The sequence below is a fragment of the Eisenbergiella sp. OF01-20 genome (assembly GCF_003478085.1).
Lineage (GTDB): Bacteria > Bacillota > Clostridia > Lachnospirales > Lachnospiraceae > Eisenbergiella.
In genome coordinates this window covers 13,103-34,648 of sequence record NZ_QUES01000017.1, presented here as the reverse complement: position 1 = coordinate 34,648, position 21,546 = coordinate 13,103, and the positions used below count along the sequence as shown (strand labels likewise).

33 protein-coding genes are annotated in these 21,546 nt (G+C 43.9%); 3 read left to right on the top strand and 30 right to left on the bottom strand.

The features are described 5' to 3' along the window. Window positions 1-7: 7 nt before the first annotated feature. From DXA36_RS18680 to DXA36_RS18615, 15 genes are all read right to left on the bottom strand, one after another. A complete protein-coding gene (locus tag DXA36_RS18680; RefSeq protein WP_118681000.1) occupies window positions 8-568 on the bottom strand; it encodes a phage scaffolding protein in 561 nt (186 codons plus the stop codon). Between the two features lie 84 nt (window positions 569-652). Continuing rightward, complete coding sequence (locus tag DXA36_RS18675; protein WP_118680999.1) at window positions 653-817, bottom strand: cysteine-rich KTR domain-containing protein; 165 nt, start codon at window positions 815-817, stop codon at window positions 653-655. A gap of 75 nt (window positions 818-892) precedes the next feature. Next, complete coding sequence (locus DXA36_RS33035; RefSeq protein ID WP_182479152.1) at window positions 893-1,066, bottom strand: hypothetical protein; 174 nt, start codon at window positions 1,064-1,066, stop codon at window positions 893-895. Continuing rightward, a complete protein-coding gene (locus DXA36_RS18670) occupies window positions 1,063-2,958 on the bottom strand; it encodes a phage minor capsid protein (RefSeq protein ID WP_118680998.1) in 1,896 nt (631 codons plus the stop codon). Before DXA36_RS18670 ends, DXA36_RS33035 begins: the two co-directional genes overlap by 4 nt. Before the next feature lie 9 nt (window positions 2,959-2,967). Then, window positions 2,968-4,362, bottom strand: a complete 1,395-nt coding sequence (locus DXA36_RS18665) for a hypothetical protein (RefSeq protein ID WP_118680997.1) — start codon at window positions 4,360-4,362, stop codon at window positions 2,968-2,970. Between the two features lie 8 nt (window positions 4,363-4,370). Beyond that, complete coding sequence (locus tag DXA36_RS18660) at window positions 4,371-5,726, bottom strand: phage terminase large subunit (protein WP_118680996.1); 1,356 nt, start codon at window positions 5,724-5,726, stop codon at window positions 4,371-4,373. Window positions 5,727-5,915: 189 nt separating this feature from the next. After that, window positions 5,916-6,230 (bottom strand): hypothetical protein, encoded by a 315-nt coding sequence (locus DXA36_RS18650; RefSeq protein WP_118680994.1) that lies wholly within the window; start codon window positions 6,228-6,230, stop codon window positions 5,916-5,918. Window positions 6,231-6,232: 2 nt separating this feature from the next. After that, on the bottom strand, window positions 6,233-7,021 hold the full coding sequence (locus DXA36_RS18645) for a terminase small subunit (RefSeq protein ID WP_147366621.1): 789 nt from the start codon (window positions 7,019-7,021) through the stop codon (window positions 6,233-6,235). 127 nt (window positions 7,022-7,148) lie between these two features. Beyond that, window positions 7,149-8,180: a tyrosine-type recombinase/integrase gene (locus DXA36_RS18640; protein WP_118680992.1), complete on the bottom strand. Its 1,032-nt coding sequence runs from the start codon at window positions 8,178-8,180 to the stop codon at window positions 7,149-7,151. 271 nt (window positions 8,181-8,451) lie between these two features. After that, window positions 8,452-8,700 (bottom strand): hypothetical protein, encoded by a 249-nt coding sequence (locus DXA36_RS18635; RefSeq protein WP_118680991.1) that lies wholly within the window; start codon window positions 8,698-8,700, stop codon window positions 8,452-8,454. A gap of 17 nt (window positions 8,701-8,717) precedes the next feature. Next, window positions 8,718-8,882 carry a hypothetical protein gene (locus tag DXA36_RS33030; RefSeq protein WP_182479151.1) on the bottom strand — a complete coding sequence of 55 codons (165 nt, stop codon included), beginning with the start codon at window positions 8,880-8,882 and terminating at the stop codon, window positions 8,718-8,720. Window positions 8,883-8,894: 12 nt separating this feature from the next. Next, on the bottom strand, window positions 8,895-9,284 hold the full coding sequence (locus DXA36_RS18630) for a hypothetical protein (RefSeq protein WP_118680990.1): 390 nt from the start codon (window positions 9,282-9,284) through the stop codon (window positions 8,895-8,897). A gap of 27 nt (window positions 9,285-9,311) precedes the next feature. Further along, on the bottom strand, window positions 9,312-9,572 hold the full coding sequence (locus tag DXA36_RS18625) for a hypothetical protein (protein WP_118680989.1): 261 nt from the start codon (window positions 9,570-9,572) through the stop codon (window positions 9,312-9,314). A 33-nt stretch (window positions 9,573-9,605) separates the two neighbouring features. Then, complete coding sequence (locus DXA36_RS18620) at window positions 9,606-9,890, bottom strand: hypothetical protein (protein WP_118680988.1); 285 nt, start codon at window positions 9,888-9,890, stop codon at window positions 9,606-9,608. A 208-nt stretch (window positions 9,891-10,098) separates the two neighbouring features. Beyond that, window positions 10,099-10,299 (bottom strand): hypothetical protein, encoded by a 201-nt coding sequence (locus DXA36_RS18615; protein ID WP_118680987.1) that lies wholly within the window; start codon window positions 10,297-10,299, stop codon window positions 10,099-10,101. Between the two features lie 83 nt (window positions 10,300-10,382). Here DXA36_RS18615 and DXA36_RS18610 point away from each other — a divergent pair, with 83 nt between their 5' ends. After that, window positions 10,383-11,168, top strand: coding sequence for a DUF4393 domain-containing protein (locus tag DXA36_RS18610; RefSeq protein WP_118680986.1), 786 nt, complete (start codon window positions 10,383-10,385; stop codon window positions 11,166-11,168). Window positions 11,169-11,219: 51 nt separating this feature from the next. Here the strand turns inward: DXA36_RS18610 and DXA36_RS18605 are convergent, their stop codons facing one another. From DXA36_RS18605 to DXA36_RS18540, 15 genes are all read right to left on the bottom strand, one after another. Next, window positions 11,220-12,587 carry a DNA cytosine methyltransferase gene (locus DXA36_RS18605; protein WP_118680985.1) on the bottom strand — a complete coding sequence of 456 codons (1,368 nt, stop codon included), beginning with the start codon at window positions 12,585-12,587 and terminating at the stop codon, window positions 11,220-11,222. Between the two features lie 74 nt (window positions 12,588-12,661). After that, entirely contained in the window at window positions 12,662-13,570 is a 909-nt protein-coding gene (locus DXA36_RS18600; protein ID WP_118680984.1) for a radical SAM protein, read from the bottom strand. Between the two features lie 88 nt (window positions 13,571-13,658). Beyond that, window positions 13,659-14,792 (bottom strand): DUF4317 domain-containing protein, encoded by a 1,134-nt coding sequence (locus DXA36_RS18595; RefSeq protein ID WP_118680983.1) that lies wholly within the window; start codon window positions 14,790-14,792, stop codon window positions 13,659-13,661. Continuing rightward, window positions 14,785-14,949, bottom strand: coding sequence for a hypothetical protein (locus DXA36_RS33025; RefSeq protein WP_182479150.1), 165 nt, complete (start codon window positions 14,947-14,949; stop codon window positions 14,785-14,787). Before DXA36_RS33025 ends, DXA36_RS18595 begins: the two co-directional genes overlap by 8 nt. Beyond that, window positions 14,942-15,130 (bottom strand): hypothetical protein, encoded by a 189-nt coding sequence (locus DXA36_RS18590; protein WP_147366620.1) that lies wholly within the window; start codon window positions 15,128-15,130, stop codon window positions 14,942-14,944. Before DXA36_RS18590 ends, DXA36_RS33025 begins: the two co-directional genes overlap by 8 nt. Window positions 15,131-15,140: 10 nt before the next feature. Further along, entirely contained in the window at window positions 15,141-15,815 is a 675-nt protein-coding gene (locus DXA36_RS18585) for a DUF6291 domain-containing protein (RefSeq protein WP_147366619.1), read from the bottom strand. A 1-nt stretch (window position 15,816) separates the two neighbouring features. Then, entirely contained in the window at window positions 15,817-16,191 is a 375-nt protein-coding gene (locus DXA36_RS18580) for a hypothetical protein (protein ID WP_118680980.1), read from the bottom strand. Window positions 16,192-16,319: 128 nt separating this feature from the next. Beyond that, window positions 16,320-16,559, bottom strand: a complete 240-nt coding sequence (locus DXA36_RS18575; RefSeq protein WP_147366618.1) for a hypothetical protein — start codon at window positions 16,557-16,559, stop codon at window positions 16,320-16,322. Between the two features lie 73 nt (window positions 16,560-16,632). After that, on the bottom strand, window positions 16,633-17,193 hold the full coding sequence (locus tag DXA36_RS18570) for a hypothetical protein (protein ID WP_118680978.1): 561 nt from the start codon (window positions 17,191-17,193) through the stop codon (window positions 16,633-16,635). Next, complete coding sequence (locus tag DXA36_RS18565) at window positions 17,193-17,852, bottom strand: hypothetical protein (RefSeq protein WP_118680977.1); 660 nt, start codon at window positions 17,850-17,852, stop codon at window positions 17,193-17,195. The genes DXA36_RS18570 and DXA36_RS18565 overlap by 1 nt, the downstream gene beginning before the upstream one ends. After that, window positions 17,852-18,820 carry a DUF1351 domain-containing protein gene (locus DXA36_RS18560; protein WP_118680976.1) on the bottom strand — a complete coding sequence of 323 codons (969 nt, stop codon included), beginning with the start codon at window positions 18,818-18,820 and terminating at the stop codon, window positions 17,852-17,854. Before DXA36_RS18560 ends, DXA36_RS18565 begins: the two co-directional genes overlap by 1 nt. After that, the gene (locus DXA36_RS18555) at window positions 18,768-18,953 is read right to left on the bottom strand and encodes a hypothetical protein (RefSeq protein ID WP_118680975.1); all 186 of its coding nucleotides are present in this window, start codon (window positions 18,951-18,953) and stop codon (window positions 18,768-18,770) included. Before DXA36_RS18555 ends, DXA36_RS18560 begins: the two co-directional genes overlap by 53 nt. A gap of 313 nt (window positions 18,954-19,266) precedes the next feature. Further along, window positions 19,267-19,533, bottom strand: a complete 267-nt coding sequence (locus DXA36_RS18550) for a hypothetical protein (protein WP_147366617.1) — start codon at window positions 19,531-19,533, stop codon at window positions 19,267-19,269. Window positions 19,534-19,591: 58 nt separating this feature from the next. Then, a complete protein-coding gene (locus DXA36_RS18545) occupies window positions 19,592-19,975 on the bottom strand; it encodes a hypothetical protein (RefSeq protein ID WP_118680973.1) in 384 nt (127 codons plus the stop codon). 65 nt (window positions 19,976-20,040) lie between these two features. Then, window positions 20,041-20,253, bottom strand: coding sequence for a helix-turn-helix domain-containing protein (locus DXA36_RS18540; RefSeq protein WP_182479149.1), 213 nt, complete (start codon window positions 20,251-20,253; stop codon window positions 20,041-20,043). A 157-nt stretch (window positions 20,254-20,410) separates the two neighbouring features. On the opposite strand from DXA36_RS18540, the gene DXA36_RS18535 reads away from it, so the two are divergent. Together DXA36_RS18535 and DXA36_RS18530 are read left to right on the top strand one after the other, a co-directional pair. Continuing rightward, window positions 20,411-20,899, top strand: coding sequence for a helix-turn-helix transcriptional regulator (locus DXA36_RS18535; RefSeq protein WP_118680971.1), 489 nt, complete (start codon window positions 20,411-20,413; stop codon window positions 20,897-20,899). Window positions 20,900-20,901: 2 nt separating this feature from the next. Continuing rightward, window positions 20,902-21,543: an ImmA/IrrE family metallo-endopeptidase gene (locus DXA36_RS18530; RefSeq protein ID WP_118680970.1), complete on the top strand. Its 642-nt coding sequence runs from the start codon at window positions 20,902-20,904 to the stop codon at window positions 21,541-21,543. Window positions 21,544-21,546: the final 3 nt, after the last annotated feature.

Below are 21,546 nucleotides of genomic sequence, written 5' to 3'. Positions count from 1 at the left end.
TACCTCCTTAATTTTTATAATGGGCCGCTAATGCATCGCCCAATGTTTCTTTTGCTGTTTCTGTAGTTTTTGTCACTGCCCCGATTATGCTCTGGGTTCCCGTAGGTTTCGTTTCCGGCTCTCCGAACAGCATTTTACTGTCTTCCGCTTCTGCCAGGGCTTTCAGTGCCTTTTCGACATCCTCTTTTTGGTTTTTGGAAGACCTCAGGGAATCCATATCCAGTAATGCCATGATTGCTTTCGAATTCTTACCCTTTATACTGGAAATACTCTTTTCAAGTAGACTATTAAAATCCCGCGCCGCCAGTTCAGCAGCATGGTCTTCTTCCTTCTTTTTAAGGGCGTCCTGCAGGTCTTTAATCTGCTTATTCTGTTTTTCCAGATCCACACCGTCAAACTTTTTTACTGCTTCTTCTGCCGTTGTCAGTTTTTCCTGTGCTACCTTCAAATCGTCCTGCGCTTTCTGTAAATCATCCTTTACTGGCTTCATATCCTTATTATTCAGGTCACACACACTGTCAATCTGTTCCTTTGTAAGTCCCAACTTCTCTAAATCTTCTCTTTTCATTCCCCATTCTCCTTTAACGATTTTTTTAACGAGGTCAATCAGCCTCCGGAACAGACAATAAAAAGAGAGCCGTACAATCAATTCCTAAGAATTAACTATTCGGCTCTCGGCTCTATTGTCTATATTAATTATGGATTCCTGTTTACATCTTTTGCAGTACCCGGGAAAGTTTTTCACTTTTGTGTCTGCCCGGATTTTCAGCATTTTGGGAAATCCACATTTGGGACATCTGTACCAAAATTCCTGCATCGGCGCCCCGCCTTTCATAACTATAATTCATATTATCAATCATTATTATAACATACAGGCATAATATTTACAAGCTTATTTCCTCTGTGAAATCATAATGGTATTATATGTCATTCCCAGGAGTTCATAGTCCCTGCCTATTTTATTCCGTTCAGCAGGATCCATAGCCTGGACATCCTTATATAGCTGAATCCACTCTTCTTCTGTTTTCTTCTGGTAAATCCGCTCTATGGCTTCCTCATGTGTCATATACTCCATCCTCCCATTAATCCGCTAATAAGCTGATATACGTTTTCCTTCTGCTCTGCCGTTGCTGCGCTGGAATTTACCTTTTGGATAAGCCACTGTATCCGCTTATCCATATCGGTATTAAACAATTCCCGAGCATAATCATAATCATTCTCATACAGGTGCAGCCTCCGGTTTATCCTACGCAGATTAATAACCGATTCCCTGTAGGATTCTACATATTCAATGCCTTTTCCCTTACAGATTTCTTCTGTCAATAGCTCAACACTGGATTCTTCGATAATCTGGTGTTCTTCATAGACTTCTGGCTTAAAATGGCTACAGGAACGGGAATGTAGGAGTTCATGGCAAATTGTATCATAACCTGATTTCTTCCCAAGGAATATATCACAATTCCATTCCTTCTGGCCGGCCCCATCCGGTAGGAAGTCTTTCACCAGAATGCGACCACTCCATTTACTTTCATTGTAGCATATCTCTTCCAGTTCCGCATTGATTTCCTCAGCGGTTTTCCGGTATTGACTTGATTGTATGGAGTTTTTAATATCTGAGATTATATTCCGTTCGGGAACAACTGCGGCATACCGTTTCCAAGAATCCGTTTTCATAAGGTCGGCTGTCCCGCATTCATAGCGCATCTTGGTTGTTGCCTCCGTGACATTGCACGCCCGGCAGAATTCCCTGTATTCACGCGTCCTGGACTTGATTTTAGCCCTTATTTCCGTGCTATCGATACCTAAAGTGTCCAGGGCTTCTTTCTCTCTCTTTAAGGCTCTGACAGTGCGTTCCATAGCCCTCATGCGCTGTGTCATAGCGTAATAGTCATAAGTTTTTCCGTTGATGGTAACAGGCCTCGGCTCCGGCTGCTCGGCGGGAAGGGATGACATACCTTCAAACCAGGTATGCCGGTTATGCCGACAGTTATACCCGTCAAGCCCCAACGGGTCATTCGAGTGCGCGCCGTCCACGCTGTACCCCGTGGCATACCATAAGTCCATGATACGGTCCTGGCCTATCCTGCGGGCTTCCTCACTGTAATCAGTACCAGGCTTGATAAAATATACCTTGCCCTGCCACTCTTCATGATTTGCGTGACCAATACCGGTATTGCGAGCACCCCAGTGCTTGGACACATACACAAGATTTTCACCAGTCTGTGCCATGTTGGCATCTGTTATCTTCCCCGCCAGCTGGTGGCAGCCAGTCCGCAGGGCAAGCCGTGCACCCACATCCAACTGCATGGTACGGCCGGAAGAATAATCTATTGACCGCAGGCCGCTGTGTGCCAGGTCATTCACTACATCATTTAAAACCTTTTCCTGTGAAAATGTACCTGCGCATATCTTCATCACAGCCTTGTCCAGTTCATTCTGATAGGCGTTCTCAATGCTTTCCAAGCCGCTCATAGCCCGGAACCCTGTAGTCTTTGTCAGATTTTTAAGTTCTCCGGCAGTCTGCGCAGAAAAAGCTTCTGTGAGCTGCGGAAGAAAGGAATTGTCCGTCAGCTCTTTCCCTGCCTGCTTCCACACCCGCAGGTCATCCACCCATGACATATTCCCAGCACCGGCCACAATCTCATTGCCCGCCCGGTATGCCGCCCTGGTAATGTCATTTATCTGCTTCCGGACAGCTCGTTTATATTCCAGCGTATTTTTGGCAACCTGCTTCCGATACTCGGCATCATCGCGTAGCAGCTTCATGGCTTCCTTCCGAATCCGCGCGGGGCTGAATCCCAGACGATGCATTTCCACCGCCTGTAGTTCTGCCGTCCTAGTATACGTAAGGGTCTTTTTAATTCTCCGGGCAATATCCACAATAACTTCACGCTCCAGGAACTGGAAAAGCGGCTGGATTGCTTCAGATATAATTTCGAGTTGCTCATCTGTCAGCATGGTCCCTCCTTAGTCCTCTTCTTCTCCTGTCGGATCCCTCTCTTCCGCCTCCTGCTGTGCTGTCACAAGTGCCGTGGCTTCCTCTTCTGACAGACTGTAGGCTTCCATCAGGTACCATATTGTCAGCTGCGGGATGTCAAAGGACAGCGCGTCATTCCGGCGCCGCTCCAATTCTGACTCCTTGTCCGTAATATAGCTATCGTCAAAGTCCACCAGGATTTCCGCATCCAGATTATACGCCGTCCCGTGGAATGTATTAGAAAACCACATCACAGCCCGGCAGATATCCTGTATGTACCGTCTGGCCTCCTGTCGTTGCCGGTTCAGCTCCTGCATCTGGTCCTGGCGTTCTCCGATATATTCTGTCGCCGTGGTTATCTGACCATCCTCAAAGCTATATTTCTTCGTCCCGTAGCCAAACATGAGGGAAAGTAGAGATAATGCCAATTCGAAACTTTTGGTTATCTCATCGATCCTGATTGCTGGATTGTATTCTTGGATAAGCTCTTTCTGATCTGGCAGTTTTTGCCCCAAAAGGACAAATAGCTTTTTTACCTGTTCATTCGGCGTTATCGGGTCCCCGGAACCATCGAACTGGCAGAGCATCTCATTGATGAGCAGCAGCTTGTCCGCCTTGTCCAAATCACCGAACAGTACATTGTAGCAAAGGTCAATCGCCTTAAGCATCGGAATGGCATTCCAAAGTTTCGGCAACCCGTATCCTTCCATACCATCAAGGTTATTCACCTCTGCATTCCGCATCACCGCAAATGGCTTCACATTCCCCAGGCTGACCGTTGTTTCCTGGTCGTGCAATTCATTTCCCCGATCATCAAAAACGTGCGTCTCTGCCTCATAAAGCCCCTGGTCATTACGGATAAACAATACCAGCGTGGTCTGCATCTTTCCGCCGCGCAGATATGTTCCAGAAAATCCAGCTTCTGTCACGATGTCATTTTTCACTGTCAAAGGAATAAAACAGTCAGCCTCTACATAATTGAGCTGGATATCGCCGCCAGTTGCCTTTCCATTGTTCAGCAATGTAGCGTTGTCCAGACGGATATAGCAGGCCACCGTCCCATCCGCAGATGTCTTTTCCAGCTGCTTCCGATATTGTGTCTGAAATTCTCCTACGTTTAGAATGGTATTAACTGTATCATTCTGCTCCCCCGCGCCGGCGTTAATTTCCAGCACCTCACACAGGTTCGCGTCATCTGAACAGCAACGTTTTGCAAAGTTGAGCCTGTGAAGGCTGTATGCTGTTCCCTGAACCGTCTTCCGGCAGTGGAATTCCGGAATCTCTCGGTTTGCGTACCAGTTATCACATGCTCTTATGTACGTCTGTGCCGTCTCATTTACATCGTACCCCCTCTTTTGCAGAAATGCTTTTACAAAATCCTCCATGAATCCTCCTATCTATCCAAATCTATGAGCTGTACAAAATCCAGCCAGGCATAACAGAACCCGTCCCACCAGTCATTGCAGTTTCCGATGTTCTTATCTTCCGGCTGATCCGGATGATCATCGTCCCACCGCAGACGCCTTATTGCCGCGATCAGCATCAGGCAACGCCGGTTTATCAGGAGCCTTCCCGTATTAAACAGCAAGTCAACTGTCTTTGGTCGCTCTGATATCTCATTTTTCTTGCAGCCTGCAATATTGCGCCACGGTAGTCCCGCCTCCTTGGCCGCGCTCCGCAGACTGTTGATCATTGTGGTGCTGGCGGAATCCGGAAACACCCAATCAACATCCCCGTACTGGTCGATTATCCGGCGGTAAAACTCAATAAACTTATCACAGATATTTTTACTGTCTACCTCTTGCGTGACCGGAAGGTAGTCTTCCTCCAGAACAAACAGATTGTGGTACCCATTGATGTATCCCGTAGCTACGTAAGTAGTCATGGAGCCATTGCCGCCGAAGTCAATACCGATAGTGACTTTATCCAGCCACTTCCTGCGGCCTTCCCGCTGTGCCTGTTTGATACGGACAGCGAACCACTCCTGCAGCTGCGCATCGGTGTATAGGTATGGTTCCGGGTTATCCGCAAAGTACCGGAAGATAATCCCTTCGGCCACGGCTCTGTGCCCCAGGATATCCCGGGAATACCATACGGTCCCTTTACGGTATGTCTTAAGCACGGAGCGAAGTTTGTCATCCGATATGCTGTAATTGTCAGCAATCGTGAAGTGGCCGTAATTGTATCCATAGTCCGGATCCGTCTCCTGCTGTTCCTCGTGGTATTTTAAGATTTCCTCGTAATACCAGTGTTCTTCCTCCTTAGGATTCAAATCGTGGAATACCTTTCGGTCATTGGAAGAAAGGGTACGGTCGAATACCTCTTTCAGGAACTTCGGATGGCACTCGTTGGCCTCAGTTACGTATGCCATGCCATAAGTGTTGCCCTTGATCAGCTTCTCGTCCCCGTCCTTGCCGCCGCCGGATACCAGCACAATCTTTTCTCCTGTTGGAGTCTGGACTCTTACGCAGTCACGGTCTTTATATTTTCCTTCCCGGCAGCGCCCCTCAAAGTAATTCAGGAGGCCATATCCGTCACAGTCCAGAATATTAAGTTTTGCGGTCGCGGTGGATACGCCGGCCACCAGATGTAGTTTGTTCGGATGCCGTTCCAGGAGCATACAAAAGATAAGCGTCTGCAGGACGTTTTTGCCACCGCGCTTACCGCCTTCCGCCACATTAAACCAGCTGTCAAAGCACCGGTATAGGTAATCCTCCTGACGCTGACTAAAAGGCGCAGGCATATTCATTTCACATCACACCTCTTCAAATGTTCCATTAATGCCTGGCAGCGTCCGGTGTGCTTGCAAATAATCGTAGTGTCAAATACAGGAGGCTGATTGACAAAGCCTGACTCATCCACAATTACGCATGGCTTAAACTCATTACAGTTATCACAGTACTTTTCAACTTCTAAACGAATCATAGTTATCCCCCTCTCAGCAATTATTCCGGCAGTGGTATACTCTGTGTTGCGGGAAGAAAACAGTATAACTAATACCACTCCTTACCAACGGTTTTACAATCTTCCATCGTTTCCTGGGTTCTATAAACCTGATTTTCATAAAAATAGGTTTCAGCCGTTCAACTACTCTTTTCACAGCATCTATTACCGCATTTACTACTTTCTTCGCAGTTCTACGAATATTTTCATATGCGCCGGTGAGTTTATATATCATGCACTTATACTCAATTACATTCATACCCAGCACTTCAATAGCCTTCCTGTCTTTTTCCTCAAAACACAAAACCATAACTATTCCCCCTCATAATCTTCTATATTCCGATTAGGCCTGCTATGCTGCAGAACTTCCGCCAGAGTCTGCATGTTCGTGGCAATCTCTTCTTCCGTAGCTTCCCCTGCCTCTGCTTTCTTCCGGTCAAACTCTGCCCGGTACTTGTCATCCGGATGTATCAGGAAGTACTTTGTCAGCCAGTCAATGGCTTTCTGGCGATCCTCTAATTCTATAGACACGCCATCTTTACCCTCTTTTACCTTTTTCACCAGTTGAGTGTCAACGGTGCTGGAATCCTCCAGTAGCACCGATCCCCTATCAAACTTCACAAGGCTTCCGATGTCAGAAAACGCTATCCTCATCTGCAGTTCAACGAAATCCTCTGCTCCAGCGACTATTTGCAATCGCTTAATTTCCTTCAAACGCTGAATTTCAAGCTGAACCTTAATATTCCCTAACAACCTTGAACCTGCGCACATAGCTGATTCATAAGTGCAACCATAAGCCCTTTTATAGCTTTGCGTTGCATTAAAAGTCCGACTGTAATAAATACAGAACATCTGCTGTTCCGGCGTCAGTTCATCGTTCTGCAAAGTCTCCCGTGTCCCATCATCAGCCGGTATACGTGCATCCTTTTTGGTCTGTGTGCACACTTTATCTTTTGTGTGCACACCTTTTTCCCGGGACCAGGAATACCTCTGCTTCCAGGACTTGACAGTATTTATGGTGACACCATACTTGGCAGCAATATCTTTATACTTCATACCCTGTAGATAGTCCTGTTCTGCGTCTATGTAGTTTTCTGCCACCAAATCACCATCCTTTCCCGCCAAAATAAAAGAGCCGACAGGTAGAGGTTATCTCTACTCATCGGCTCTTGGCTCTGAATAAAGTATAACACATAGTTATGATATTTGCAATTAGTATGCACACACATTATGCCACATCCATGTACTGCAATACCGCTCTGTGTACCCTCTGCTGGCTCTTTGCAATGTATCTCTTGGTTGTGGTCGGGCTTGCATGTCCCATAAGCTCCTGAAGGGTTTCCAGCGGACATCCCTTATCCGTCATCCTGGTTGCGAACGTCCTGCGGAATACATGGACAGTGAGGGATTTATCCAAGCCTGCCCTGACACCAATACCCTTTGTTATATTTTCCAGGGCATCCCTGCATAACCGTTTTGGAAATCCGTGATACAGCCGGGTCGTTACGAATAAAGCCGGGTTATTATCCTTGCGGGTATTCAGATAGGCCATTAAATGCAGTTTCGCCCTGGCATCCAGCACCACAGTACGAATTTTATCGGACTTCTCTCCCCGGAAGGTTACTGTTCCCGTGTTGAAATCAATATCGTTTATATTCATGGCGGACACTTCACCCACACGGACACCCGTAGAAAATAAGAAGTCTATCAAAGCTTCTTCTCGCACGTCTTTTTTCACATCGCGAACAGCTACCTCTTCATTCAACGTCAGGTGGATATTCTCCGTCTCGATATTTTTTATCCCTTTTAAGCTCCGTGTTGGGTTTATAGAGATATACCCTTCATCATGAAGAAATGTGAAGAAAGAAGATAAATTATGTTTGGTATTTACCAGCGTATTCCTCTTTACTTTCTGGGAACGTACGGCCATGTAATACTTCAAATCCTCTTTTGTTATGTCCCGGTAATTTTTATTAGTAAACTCAAACAATTGCCGTGCAGAAAGCATATACTGCTCAAGCGTATTATCCTTACATCCCTCAAGTTTCTTATTGGCATAGAAAACCTTAACCATATATTCATTATCATCATTCCAGGTGGAAAGCTGGGTACACTCTTCTTCAATCCGCAGACCGTGTAACTTTTCCCGTAAAACATTGTCCAGTGCCTGTAGCTGAACTGTATTCAGAATGACAGACATTGCAGTAACAATACTCTGTATAACGATTTCTTTGTTGGTCAGATTTGTAGTATTTTCCATATTCTTACCTATTCCCTTCCTGCTGGGAATATGGTATAATAATCCCAGCAACACAGCGGTGCATTGTTCTCTTGGCGGGGGATATGCACCGTATTTTCATGTCCGAATGCAAGTTCGGAACATATGTTCTTTCAATGTTATTTTTTTGGCAGCCCCGGAGAGCTGCCTTTTTCATTTATTCAGTTTTGAATCCAATAGATACTATCCCGGAACACATCCGGCTCTGGCGGCCGGCCACACCCGGTAAAGAGCATAGCCGCCACCAGAAAGATTATAATGTATCGCATTCTTCGTCCTCTTCATCATCGTGCGAATTACCGTAGATTTCAAAATAATCTACTCCCGTTTCGCCGGTATCGTCAAATTTCTGGCCTACCGGCAACTCATACTTTACACGGCGGGCATACTCCAGGATGATATCTCCGCTTTCTTCTGTGTCGCTGGTGAATTCTACTACTAAATCTTCCGGAACTCCTTTCAACGATGCCTTTAATTCTCCAACCGTTAATTTCTTTTGCATGTCCTCTTCTCCTTTTGTCATAAATTATTTACAGGAATTCGACATTTTTTTATTATCTGTACAAACTGTTGCACCGTCCATAAATCCCATCCGGCAATCCATTTTATTAGTTTGTTTTCATCTTCCGTAAGAGCTATTCCTTTTAACGCTTTTTTTAATATTATTAAATACTCTTCTGACATAATTTTCCTCCTTCAATCCTTATTTTGTGGATTAAATGGTTCCGGGCAATAATATGGTTGCCATGCGACAACCACTTCCTTCCACGCATCTTCATGGGGCCATTCAGGACGCCAAAACATTTTTTCTGTGGTTATGTTGCCATCCAAATGTCTCATTGCAACCCAGTAATCTCCTGTCTTTTCCGGAAGCCGCTTCTCTACAGGAATCCAGCCGGAACATCCGCATTTTTCTGCGAACAGTCGATCAATCTCTCTAATCTCTTCCGGCGTCAGGCCGGTATCCTCATATTTTTTGAGCGCCCAGTATATGGTCATGGCCTCTTCTCTGACCGCCATTACATCGACGACCGGTCTTCTCATCCCGCCCTCTATGGGCACATCAGGTATTGTTAATCTATCCATCTCGTTCCTCCATCAAACCCTCAATTTTCAGTTTTGCAAACTTTCAGCTACTTCAATGGCAATGGTTTCGCTGATAGTTTTTATAAGGCTGTCTTTATCCACATTACCGATAACCGTCTGTATAGCCTCATCAGTAACCTTTTCTCTTACCACCTTATCCACGGCACCTCTCATGTACCGTTCCCAATCCCATTCCCGCATTAAAGTGTTAATCCTATCTCCCATGCGTTTCTTAATCTGGTTGACTGCCCATTCTTGCAGTTCTTCTTCGTTAATTTCTATAACCACGTTCGCTTACTCCTTTCCACAGAAGATTTTCATTTAATCACTTTCTGGAAGAAACTTAACTCCCGTTACTCGCTCCAAAAATATCCGCCCATCATCAGACACATGATACCAATTCTCGCGGCTCTTTGTGGCAAATCCGATAGATACAAGCTGCTCCCAATCCTCAACATCACATTCACCGGTATAAAAATAGTTTCGATACGGCTCATATCTCCTGTGTTTTGTGCCACGTACCTTTCTCCGGTCAAATCCCAGGGCGTGTTTCATATCATCTATCTGCTTATATGTAATTTTTTCATAAATTGCAATGTTTACCATTTGTTCCTCCTTCAATTTTTCATTTATCCCTTTAAAAATTTTTTCAAAAAATCATCCAGTCCGTTATTCCTATAGCTTTCACAGGTATCAAACATTCCTACCCGTTTCTTGTTTTTTAGGCACGCACCTTTTTTTTCTGGCAGTCCCAATGTACTATAATGCTTGCAAAATCTGCATTCTCTTGCGTTCACCATCTACTCCTTAATCCTCATTTAGCGGAAACATAATTCTGCAAGATAGATTCTGTTACGATTTTCATCGCTGTTCTCTTATCAATCTTTTTTTCTATTGCCACCTTTTCAGCAGTTGCATGACATACAACTGTAGCTAACACCATAGCATCTAAGGCATTGCATTTTCCAATAACCCTTGCTTTTTTCTTCTGTTGAAAACAAATCATAAAACTCATTTTTTATTTCTGCCTCCTTCGTTGAATTTTCCCCATTTTTTCGATACAATAAAATAAAATACTTATGAAAGGTCGTGATTTATATGTCAAATGGTCTTGAGCAACTTATTTCTGGTATTGGTAAAGCAATAAAAACCGTTCCTGAATTCTACGAAGATGCTTTACAACCCACTGTCAAGGAAACTGGTAAATTTGTATCCCGAATACCCCGTGCAATAAATGCCGCATTTTCAGGTCTTGATAAGTGGATTCTAATTAAAGAATACAGTGTAGATGAAACAAAAAAATTGCTTGCCAAAAAACTTAAAAACGTTGATCCAGATAAAATTGTAGTTCCAGAGGCTTATGTAGCCGTTCCTGCTATCCAAGCAATTTCTTATGCTATGAACAGTAAGGAACTTAGGAATTTATACGCAAACCTCCTTGCAAAGTCCATGAATGTTGATACAAAAAATACTGTGCATCCTGCTTTCGTAGAAACCATTAAGCAACTTTCTCCTGAAGATGCCATATTTTTCAAGCATATTTGTCCCTTACCGGCTAGGCCTATAGTAGATGTAATGTTAGATCTTCCATCAGCCCTTACTATCACTATTGCCGAAAACGCCAACCTTTTCGGGAAAAAATATGTTAATAATTTTCCGCTTGCATTAGATAATTTATGTCGCTTAGGACTTGTAAATATACCTGAAGGCATGTGGTATGGAGATGGCTCTCTTTATACTAATTTGATGGACGTCTTAAAAAAAGAATATACTTTAGAAAAGTACAAGCACATCAATCCAAGCTCTACCGGTATTTGCTTTACTAAAAAAAGAATTGATATAACACCGTATGGACAAAATTTTTACAACATTTGTGTCAAGTAAGCTTTCCCATCCTCGATAGAGGATGGGGTGTTCCTTTAAAGTTCAATTTAATCAGGCAAACCGCAATTGCGATCCGCTGTAATCTATCCTCATATTATCCACGCGATCCCCTATACGGAGATAAGGACAATTTGCACTTACTAATTCCCGTGCCATGACCGGTACTACACTGTTACCAATACGGGCCACCTGCTCCGCAATAGGGTACGGTTTTCCTTCAATATCCCGGTTAATGATATAATCTGGCGGGAATCCCTGCATTAATTTCAGTTCTTCCGGTTTCAGCATCCGAAGAAAAATGTCACACAGGATATATTTTTCTCCATTTATTTCTGTAATCACATTGACCAGTCCGAACCGGTCTTTCGTAGTTATCGTTCCCAGCGGCTTATTCATATCCTGCCCGCATCCTGTTCCATAATATTTTATCAAGAATGCAGATATCAGGCCGAAATGCCCCGGTGATGTGGTTATGGTATGCAGTGGTTCGCTACATTCCTGCCCGACTCCGGTTTTATAAAATTTGGTGATAAATGCCGTCACCAGACCGTACCGGTTGCTGGTATCTATCGTCTTAATCGGCTCCGTAAGCAACTGTCCCCTGGAGTCTCCTGCCTTTGTCTCTCCGTGATACTGGATAAGGAACGCCACTGCCTCCTGTTTCTGAACAATGTACGGATGCGGATTGTTTACCACATATTTTATATATCCGTTTGCGATTCGCGCCATTGTAGCATCTGCCAGCGGCTTCTTACGGTCAAAAATTGATTTCCCTAAGTCCGACCAGTCTATGTAATCGCCGCACTCCAACCACTTATTTCCAGCAACGCCGTCCCTGCTATGTGTTGGCACCGGCCATATAATCGGCCTGTGATCCCGGCGGAATATCGCATACCATCTTCTGCGCGTTGTCGGTGCTCCATAGTCTGCCGCTACAAGTTCCCGGCTGCTGAATGCATATCCCAGCGAACGCATTGCACCTATGAATCTCTGATAATCCTCTCCAGCTCTCTCTCTAATCGGATATCCCGCCTCATCCAACGGCCCCCATTGCTGTATTTCTTCTACATTTTCCATTATGATAACGTCTGGAAGGATACTCTTTGCGTGCTTATATACAGCCCACGGGAGGATTCTCAGCCCTTTTTTCCGTGGCTGTCCCCCTTTCGCCTTGCTGTGGCTGGTACAGTCTGGGCTTGCCCACATCAGCGCCACATGACAGCCGGCTACGTATTTCTGCAGGTCAACCTTAAAGATATCCTCTGTCAGATGCAATGTGTCCGGATGATTTACCGTGTGCATCCGGATTGCCTGCGGATCATGGTTTATCGCAATATCAACCTGCCGTCCCAGTGCCATTTCAATTCCAACACTTGCCCCGCCTCCTCCTGCAAAGCAATCAATAATCAAATCTCTCATTTTTCCGAAAGGAGCCGGGATATCCCGTTACGGTGCGCACCGCTCCGGCCTCCTTTCTTGTTCAATTTACCGCACTATCCGGTATAATCTTCAAAGCGTTCACATGCCGCAAAAGCAAACCTTGAATTTACCCAGCGCTGTAGCCGTTTTAGCTTATGCCGCCGCGGAAGCTTGTCTTTGTTGTAAATCATTACATACGGACTGTACCCAATATCTCGCAGGATATAAATCCTTTCCAAGTCTTGATCCAGTGTTGTATTAAATCCAGTCAGTACATAAACGCCCATCTTTCTGTAATCCCATCCTGAAACCTCTTTGAACTGTTTGAGTTTAGGAAGGATAATATTTTTATCCTCGTAACGGTCCCAGGCAAAATGAATCTGTTTTATTTTCATCCGCTTAATGTATTCAGCTTTTTCTGCTGTCATAATTCTGATATCGCATCCTTGTGAAAAGTCAATCCATGATCCACTATCAATAAGCTGCTGGCTTAAATTTTTCCAATCAGTACAGGCAAACATATTCGGATCGAGAAGAACTATATTCTTTTGCCTGTCCCAAAACTCATATAAATCTGCCACTTTTTTGCTACAGCGGCCTTCTTTGTCTGCGACAATACAGAACTCGCAACCGCGTGGACATCCTCGCGTCAGAAACCCATAGGCCGTATCTTTGCATATGTCAGGGTAAAGGCTGTAATCTGGATAGATATGCTCTATCTCCTTCGGCAGCTCTGGACCGCCGTCTGGGTAAAAATACCCGGTTCCCCCCTTTATTATTTCACCAGCATTTACCGGATGGAGATAATCTGGTGTAAAAGTAAATACCTTGCTCATATACACCCTGTCTGGCGGATGCTGCCACGCTGTCAACGGATCGTACCATTCCACCATATCTCCTTTTTTCCTATGCCAGGCAGAAAGCTTCATGAGGGGAAGGGAAGGAAAGTTATGCCCGTCAACATCAATAAGTCCTATTTTCATTTTCCCTGAAAGGAGCCAGGATATCCTTTACGCTGGCCAGTGGCTCCGGCCTCCTTTCTTTCTCTTATTTAATTCGTTAAAGGGTTATTTAATTGGATATCAATGTTCTCGCATTTACACCATTTACTTCTATCCGCTCATTTACAGCAACTACAATACAGGCTTTACCGTCAATAATTTTTGTCTTTATCAAATCTGTACGTTCTGGGTCTACATTAATCTCCACATCCGGCGCCTCAATATTGAATTTTTTGCCGCCTGCAATGTTTGTGGCAAGAAGGGACGCTTTTTCCCCGGCAGCCGCTTCAAAGGTCTGATCAAAGGTTTCCAGCTTTTCTTCAGGAACTCCACTCAGTTCAAACAGACGTTTCACATCCGGCTTGGTCAATACCAGAGGATCCGGGGAATCCTTTGTCTCTTCCACCATTTCCGTCAGATGGTCATGGATATTCTTCACCATCTCATAGTCGCAATTCTCTCCCAGCGTGTCCTCAATCAGGCTGTTAAAAGCTTCCTTCTGGCTGTCTGCAGAGAGGGGAAGGATGCAGCCGAACATGGTCTCTATGAATTCTAGCTGTAATTCCTCCGCCTTTTTGGAGAAATAAAGCATGGAATGGATATCGGTATTCCTGTCATTGAAAGCCGGGAAGAGGAAGCCTTTTACCGGAGGATCCACTACCCAGTCACGGATCCGGTTTTCAATTGTGTTGGTTTCCGCATTGTAAAAAAGGCCGGGCTTTGACAGCTTGACGGGGCAAAGGCTGCAAAGCAGGTATTCGTAAACGTCCTCGGAGGCGTCGAACATTTCCGAACCGTCCAGAGACTTGCCGGGAATATCGTAAGCCACATGTATGAGGATTATGTAATAATTTTCCGGGAAATAATAGTTCTCGATGATTTTCCCGTAAAATTCCTCAAGAAGCGTGTCATCCTGTAGCTTGCTATCACGCAGCTTCAGCAGGAATTCCTGGGGACCACCCGGATTTTCCGAGTCCAGTGGAAACTCCAGATTGAGCAGGTTCTTCCCCAGGGTCCCGGAAAGGGTCTGCTTGAAAAGATTAAAATATTTGAAGGTTTCTTCTTCCGGAAGGGAAAGAAAAGCTTCCTTCAGCTGCGTTTTGATGTTTTTTTCCCCATCTACGTAACAGCCGCAGATGCGGGTTATGGAACACCTATCGTGTGTATACTGCTTCCTGATTTCAAGGACTTCTTTTTTATTCATTTGCTTTCTCCTTTGCCTTTTCTTCAAAAACTTCTATCATAGCTCTGCAGGCATCATCGTATCCTCTGTCATAGTCACACGAAGCATCACAACCGCCCACACCTATGATAATTTCCTCTATCTCTTCAAGGTTAAATAAAATAGATGAATTACGCATGTGCTTTCCTCCTGTGGAAGGGGCGGACAGCTTTATCCCACTCCTCCTTAAGTAATTTCTTCACTCCTACCGAATCACGGATTGCCTCTACTGTGGAATCCCATTCCTCAGCCCATCCTCTCGGAGTATTCGTCCGCTGTTTCTGATTTTCCCCATTTGGGTTAATTCTCATATCTTTCATCATGGCCTCCTTATTTATTTGCTAGCAGATCCTTTTCCAAAGACTCATAATCATAATCGCTGTGCATGAACTGGTTATATTTATCAATGGCCCTATTACCGGTTTTAGGACTTGGCTTTTGGTCATTACGTGCCCAATTCCTTACTGCAGCCTTCCAGTCCTTCATTCTGTTCTTACCGACCATCCATCCCTTAGATTCGTAAAAGTTCACAAAGCATTCCGCATCTACCTTGTAACCACCCTCCTGGCAATATTCCCTTACATTCTCCACTGAAGGCGGCTGAAATGATTTTTCTTTAGACACTTTAGTGTCTTTCTTTTTAATATCATTTACATTATCATTATCATTTTCATTATCAGGTAGATTTGTTACGGCTTGATAGCATGTGCTATCATTTGCTAGACTTGCTACTTCTTGCTTGGCATTGCTTGCCTTTTGCTTCCCTCCTGCACTACCGGCAGCCCGCCTTTTCTCAACCACTTCCTGGTACTTTTTCATATCCCTGTCAATCTGGGCTGAGATAAAGGCAAAGGCCATCTGTGGCCCCGCTGGAAGGTCAGGAGGCTGTCCAGTCTCCACATAGTCCATAACGGCCCGGATAAGCTGTCCCAGCTCTGCATCGGTAAGAAGGTCAAACTGCCTGCGGTAGTCGGTGTACAATACAAAGCTGTTCTTCTTCTCCATATCAGCCACCACTATCTATCAGGTCGAAAAAATTCGTCTGTCCTGACTCTGTGTCCTGAAATTCAATCTCACACTGTCGAAGGAACCGTAATACAGGTTTCCGGGATTTCTTAAGGCTCCGTTCCCGGCTCTCCTCCTGCCTGCAGTATCGTTTCGCATTCAGGTATTCTTTCTTCGTAGGCCTGTAATACCCTTTGCTGTCAGAGTTATTCAGGATAACATATTTCTCCCGTGCCTTATGTATCAGCTTACGCATCTCACGATCCGGATCCCTGGAATCAGCATCAACAAGACCATTTTCTATACACCGCCGAACAAGCCACTTGCGCTTTACAGCGTTTTCCTCCCCATAGGGGATTAATTCTATTATTTCCATATATGCCCTCCTTTGCGGGGGTGTGGGCGGCCACTGCGACCGCCCTGAGCCATCAGATAGGAGGCTGGCTCTCGTGATATATATTTCCCCCATGAGCAAATAGATTCTTTCGGCTTGCGCCCGGTGTCTCAACCGTATTTCTTATATGTAACGCTTTCCCGGCTCCATCCCGGGTAAAGCTGCTGCATATACTCTTCAAGCATGGATACCATTTCTTTTCCAAGTCCCTTATTACCGTTATCCATTAAATTGTGATGATACCTACATCCCAGGACTCCGTTTTCTTCCACTCCCAGGCCCATATGGCTTCTGGGCACAATATGCATGATGTCCTTCGGTCCAAGGTCTCCCGGAAGTGACCATTCCATGTGATACCACTGGCGGCAGAAGAAGCAATCACCATCCCTATTTCGGATTTTCTGCCGTACCTGCGGACTAAACTCAAGGCGTCGTGTTATGCTTTTTGGCATAGGCTTCCATCATCCTTTCAATTTGTTCTGGCGGCAGCGTTTCTATATCCATATTTTTACATTCGTACACCAGACCATCAATCAGGCGGGACATCTCCCGCGTATTATACTGGCTGGAGCCTTTAATCCTGAAAAACTTGCAGTACCGTATCCCCTCATACTCAATAACTACTCCCGCTGGTTTATAATGCTCATGCTTATACCGCTGATAATCTTCCGTCTCCGGCAGGAAATGTACAATTGAATTTCCTGCCTCATCTTCTGCCAGTGTCCCATAGCTTTCCAGAAGCATGTTGTGTAATTCTTCATTACTGGAATTTAATACACGTGCCAGTTCCCCTAACAGCTTCCAATAATAGGCATTTGCATCAAGGCTACGTTTTCCTGAATACTTTTTCATGGTAATATCCAGCTTCCCGTTCTCACGCAGGCGCACCAACTGAGGTATAGAAATTCCGTTGACTTCCAGGATGATCCGGGGGTAGTTATTTACTGCTCTCCCGATTTCAGCTATTACTCCCGTACATTCCATCAGCCAACCGCCTTCCCGGCATCTGGCAGTGTTTTCATTTTTTTGATACAGTCCTTAATTTGTAAAATACTCAGCTTGTCAACTTCGTCTGCTTTGTATTTCTTTAAAACTGCCCTGGGACCATACCCTGTACGCTGCAGCTCTGCCTTTAACTGTTCCAATAGTTCCCGCCGCTGTCGTACTTCCGGCGTATCTTCTGCCGGCGGCTGCGTGACTTCCTGCGCTTGTGGTTTCTCATATTTCGATGTATCCGAGTTCCAATAAACGTCGGCGCCGATACCCAACTGCTTACAAGCCACAGAAATCGCGTCCGTGGTTGCCATCTTATAACATTCATCAGATACATATATGCCTGCCTTCTCCTTTGACGCCAGCATACTGCCACCAGTGCCATGAATCGGCATCGACCATCCACTATCCACCTTAATATACAGTTCAATATCCACAAAAACTGCGGCTTCGTCCCCAACTACTTCCTTTTTTTCATCGGTTTTCTTATAATACCAACCGACACCAATGGGACCAAACAACTCCGTAAGCATCTTTATCCGCCACATGGGGTTAATATCAGTCTTGCCGTTAAGACGTCCGCCTCTTATTTCACTCTTGGCAGTATCCGGAACGCAACGGCACTGTTCATAAATCCAGAGGTTTTCCATCAGATCATCTCCCATTCAATACCCACACTGTCCATATACATTTCAAATTTCCTTTTTCCATCTTCCGAAAGAGAAACCCGGTACTCATACAGGTTTGCTTCTTCATCCTGATCAGGAATGAGGCCATCAATGACTTCCTGCGCAGCTACTGTTTTCGCCTGCTCCACGGCAGCAATGCGTTCTTCCTCTGCCCGGCGACGTTCCGCTTCAAGTGCTTCTTCCGCCCTCCGGCGTTCTTCCTCGACCGCCGCACGCGCCTTCTGTTCAGCTTCAAGTTTTTCCCGTTCTTCCCGCCGGACACGTGCTTCTTCCTCCTTGCGGTGCATCTCTTCTTCCCTGGCAATAATGTCACGCTTTTGCTGCTCAAATTGATTGATATAAGTAATCGCTTCGGCAAGGTCTAAATTGTTTTTGTATACTTCAATTGCCTTATCCTCAGATTCAGAATTCATCATTCGGATAGTTGTAACTGCCTGATTTACAGCAGCAGCGGCTGAAACAATATCTTTGCGGATGTCTCTTTCTTTGTATGTGGCATTTTCCCACTTAGGGTTATAGATACGTTCAAACGAGATGTAGTTATCAACATCTGTTCCGCCCGTTACTTCCAGATAAATCTGGCTGATCTGCTTTCTCTTTTCATTTATCCGTTTTTCTTCCATCTCCTTAACCTGCCCATTAATCGAATTGACAGGTTCATCATATTTGGCAATAAGCACTTTGGCCCTGGCCTCAAAAGAATCCCACGGAGCCATGTATTTTTTCTTTTCTTCTTTCAGGTTCTCCGCAAATTTCTTTTGCTCTGAACGGAGACCTGCGACTATCTTTTTCGCAAGGGCTTTGCTTTCCTCCGTAAAAACCGCACCATCAAATTCATGCATACGTTCATTAAGTGCCGCTTCCACCTGCTCAAAGTTACATGTTATCTTCCCCGCCTGCTGGCTGATCACTGCCTGTATATTTTCCATCGTCTCTAACTCCTTCCGTTTCTTCCCATGCGGCACGCTTCCGGCGGCGCATGGATATTTCTCTCTTTAATTTAGATTCATAATCCGGCCAATCTTCATCAACCGGAAGAATATCAATAATTTGCTCCGGCATCTCTGTTCCCTTTCGCCGTAATGTGTGCTATAATTTATGTGAATTGTTTTTTATGTGCTCCGTGTCCTGTCCCCACAGGCCGGAGCGTTTTTATGCCGCTCATATTTCCTTCACGGGATAACAGCGGCCATCATTGATCAGCCAAGTTATTCCCTGCTGTTCGTACAGCTCTAGGGCTTCTTACAGCGTTATTTCCTGCATCTGCTTGTCCTCCTATTTCTTCCGCGGCCATGCTATCGCAATGATTAATACAACTACCTCTGTTGTAATCGTCGCTATCACTCCACACCAAAACTCAGGTATGTACATCTTTTTACCCTCCTTCCTTTGGGTTCCTTCCAAATATTTGCAAAATTTCCGCATCCGTGAAATGCAGGATATCATCTATACGCCAGAGTTCACCCAGATTAAACATTTCCGGCATCCTCTTTTTTTGGCCTAAGGTATTTACATTGATCGCACTTTTAAGGTCTGCATTTTTGAGTGCTTTTCTCTTTATTCCCACGTTTATAATGCATCGTACTGTCTTTTTACGTTCTCCGTATTTTCCCAACTCAGATGTCTTTGGCATGTTATTCACCACCTCTCTTTTATTTCTTGATATTTTTTTCCTTCCTCCTTATAAATGAAAATTGAGTTTAGCGGACACAGGCTCTTATAGAAACTAAGGCTGCAAGAGCCTGTACCATTCCTGACCGTTCTCCTGGCATAAAATTGTCTTCCTCAATCATTTTGCAAAGTTTCAGGATTGACTTATCAATAGAGCAAAGGATATTGGGACTATCCACCTGTCCCTTTTCTGTTTGTGTCAAATCCTTCTCTGGCTCAAACTTAAAAGCCCTCATATTCATGTCGATATGAAGAAGCGGATCATCTCCACCCTCTGCTTTGAATTCAACCTTTGAGATTCCGTCTCCCATGTGTCTCCCGCCCAACCATAATTCTGAGCTGTGTCCTGTTGATTCGATACGCAGTTTCGGGATACTGTCGCATTCCTTATCTATATACTTAGGTTTATTCATTTTCTCTCTTTCTTTCCAATTACAATAATTTACTATTGATCCGTTCGAACATGTGTTCTATAATCTTATTTAGGGATTTTGTAATTTCTCAAATCAGTAGGTGACATTTCAATAGCTTCGCATATTTCAAATAATTCGTTTGCTTCCAGCTTTCTTCCCTTACTTAATATTTGAGATAATTTAACTGGTGAGATGTTTGCTTTACGCGCAATAACCGCTTGAATAAAACCTTTTTCATCTATTACTGCTTTGAGATTGTCTCTTATATCAGTTTTCAAATTCTTCACCTCCTTTTAAACTCATTTTTTGAGTGCACTCTTATATTAGCACTCAATATTTTAGTTGTCAATATAAGAATACTAAATTTTTGAGTTTTTATATTGATTTTCACAATTACCTATGATAATATTTAATTAATTCAGATGGAGGTAGAATATGACAAAAGCAGAGATAGGCACAATCCTAAAAGAATTAAGAATAAAATCAGGTAAGACGCAAAAAGAAGTTGCTGAAATTCTTGGTAGAAAGCAACAAATAATTGGACATTGGGAAACTGGTTATTCACAGCCCGACGCAAATACATTATTTACTCTCTGTGACATTTATGGTACCACTGTCGATGATGCTTTCGGATTCAATAAAAAGACTGATACATTGTCATCCGATGATTTTATTTTACTAAAAAAATATCATTCTCTTGATGATCATGGTAAAAAGATGGTTGATTTTACTTTAACCGAAGAGTTTAATCGCTGTGAAATTGCAAAGGATACGATAGATGATGACAATATAGTACCTTATCCCGAATATCCCACTGTAACTAAGAAGGATATCAAATCTTTTGTCGCCAGGAATAAAAAGAAAGATTTAACTGAAAAAGATATTGCAGACTTAATTTACACGCTATTTCCTAATGGAGATTAATAATGTTAAATGAAGAAATTATGTACCAACGCATATATGAGATTTATAAAAAATGTAATATCGATTCTATGCCGGTAGATTGCTTCAAAATATTAGATACTTATAATGTAAAACATAGGCCCTATTCCTCAGCTTTTGAGAAGCAGAAATGCCACTATGCTACAGACGATGCTTTCACTCTTAAAAAGACTATTTTTTATAACGATACTGTTTTTGAACGGCGTACAACGTTTAATTTAATGCATGAATTTGGACATTTTATAATGGATATTCCAGATGGTACCCAAGAGGACGAAGATAATGCAGATTATTTTGCAAGTTGCATCTTAGCGCCACGTATCTTAATACATTATCTTACAGGAAAAAAAACATCTGAAGAAATACATGACATTTTTGGCTTGTCTTATGTAGCTTCCAATCGAGCAATTATGGATTATCGACGTTGGCTATACAATATTCATACAAAACGTTCCAGAAAGCCAAATAAATATGAACTGAAGCTGAAGGAACTATTTGAAGAAAATACCTTGTCTATGCCACTGGGGTTTTGCTCCCAAAAAGGGAAAAAGAATATCGTACACAGAAACTATCTTTTAGAACATGCTGATTTTCTGGCAGACGAATACAAAAGAATTTATTCTTAGGGG